The sequence below is a fragment of the Streptomyces sp. NPDC089915 genome, from assembly GCF_040684675.1.
GTDB lineage: Bacteria > Actinomycetota > Actinomycetes > Streptomycetales > Streptomycetaceae > Streptomyces.
This window is the reverse complement of record NZ_JBFBGN010000384.1, coordinates 1-1,319: the sequence shown is the minus strand read 5'-3', so window position 1 is coordinate 1,319 and position 1,319 is coordinate 1. Positions and strand designations below refer to the sequence as shown.

Here is a 1,319-nt window from a genome sequence, read left to right as displayed (position 1 = left end):
GCCCACCTCTCGGCGTCCGGCGGCCGTCTGGGGTTGCTACCCGCCCCCAAGGCCGACGAGATCGGCATCTGGGACCGGCGGGCGCAGCGGATCGCTACGCGCTGCCCACGTCTCGGCGTCTGCGGGACGTCTGGGCTGGTCACGAGTGTGGGGGTGTCGATAATCCCTCGACATGGGGGGTGATGATCAGCGACGCTTCGCGCGATGACGAGAATCGATGACACACCGCCCGCGTGGGACGAACGCACCCAGCTCACCACGTTCCTCGACTACGCGCGCGGCACCGCTCGCGCCAAGTGCGAAGGCGTTTCCGCGGAGAACGCCCGCAAGGCGCTCCTGCCGAGCTCACCTCTGATGACCTTGAGCGGACTGATCAACCACCTCCGCTGGGTCGAGTACTACTGGTTCGAGGTGATCTTCCTCGGCGAGGAGGACCGGGCCCCCATCACCGACGAGGACCCCGACGGCGAGATGCGGATCGCCGTCGACTTCCCGCTCACGCAGCTGCTCGACGAGTACGCCGAACAGAGCGCCCGCTACCGCGAACTGGTCGCCGGGAACGAGCTGGACACGAAGGCCCAGGGAACCATCCGCAACGGCCTCCACGTCGACCTGCGTTGGATCCTGCACCACCTCATCGAGGAGACGGCCCGCCACAACGGTCACCTGGACATCCTGCGCGAGATGCTCGACGGCAAGACCGGCTACTAGAGGGCGCGGAATGATCAGCATCGACCGGCTGGACGGAGCGGCCGTGACGGCGGCCGAGGATGCCTTCCGGCTGATCTACGCCGAGGTGTTCGCCGGCCCTCCCTACTACGAGACGGCGGCGGACGTGGCCGCCGCCTTCGACCGCTTCCGTCTCCAGACCGCTCTCGTAGCGGCACTGGCCACGGCCCCTGACGGCGAACCGGTGGGCATGGCCTACGGCTGGCGTCTCGGCCCGCAGACGGACTGGTGGGACCGGCTCACCCGGCCGGTGCCCGAGGACATGCGTCGCGAGGACGGCCGCAGAACCTTCGGCCTGATGGAACTCGCCGTCCGCACCCCCTGGCGCCAACAGGGCATAGCCCGCCGCCTGCACGAGGCGCTGATCACCACCCTCGACACCGAGCGGGTCCTCCTCAACGTGCACCCCGCCAACCTCGTGGCGGTGACCGCGTACCGGACCTGGGGCTACACCAAGGTCGGCAACGCCCACCCATGGCCCGAGGCCCCCCTGCACGACGTGATGCTCCTCCACCTGCCCGCCTGATCGCCTGATCGCCTTTTGGGGTGGGTAGCGGCCCCGGACGGCCGCCGGACGCCGAGAAATGAGG

At 69.1% G+C, this 1,319-nt stretch carries 2 protein-coding genes; both read left to right on the top strand.

What is annotated here, in order from left to right; translation table 11 throughout:
• Window positions 1-204 precede the first annotated feature (204 nt).
• Window positions 205-711 (top strand): DinB family protein, encoded by a 507-nt coding sequence (locus AB0O29_RS36025; protein ID WP_365160701.1) that lies wholly within the window; start codon window positions 205-207, stop codon window positions 709-711.
• Between the two features lie 10 nt (window positions 712-721).
• Entirely contained in the window at window positions 722-1,255 is a 534-nt protein-coding gene (locus tag AB0O29_RS36020) for a GNAT family N-acetyltransferase (RefSeq protein WP_365160698.1), read from the top strand.
• Window positions 1,256-1,319: the final 64 nt, after the last annotated feature.

Excerpts from the sequence above, each read along its gene's own strand:
- AB0O29_RS36025 (WP_365160701.1), top strand. The coding sequence starts at position 205 with ATGACGAGAATCGATGACACACCGCCCGCGTGGGACGAACGCACCCAG.
- AB0O29_RS36020 (WP_365160698.1), top strand. The coding sequence starts at position 722 with ATGATCAGCATCGACCGGCTGGACGGAGCGGCCGTGACGGCGGCCGAG.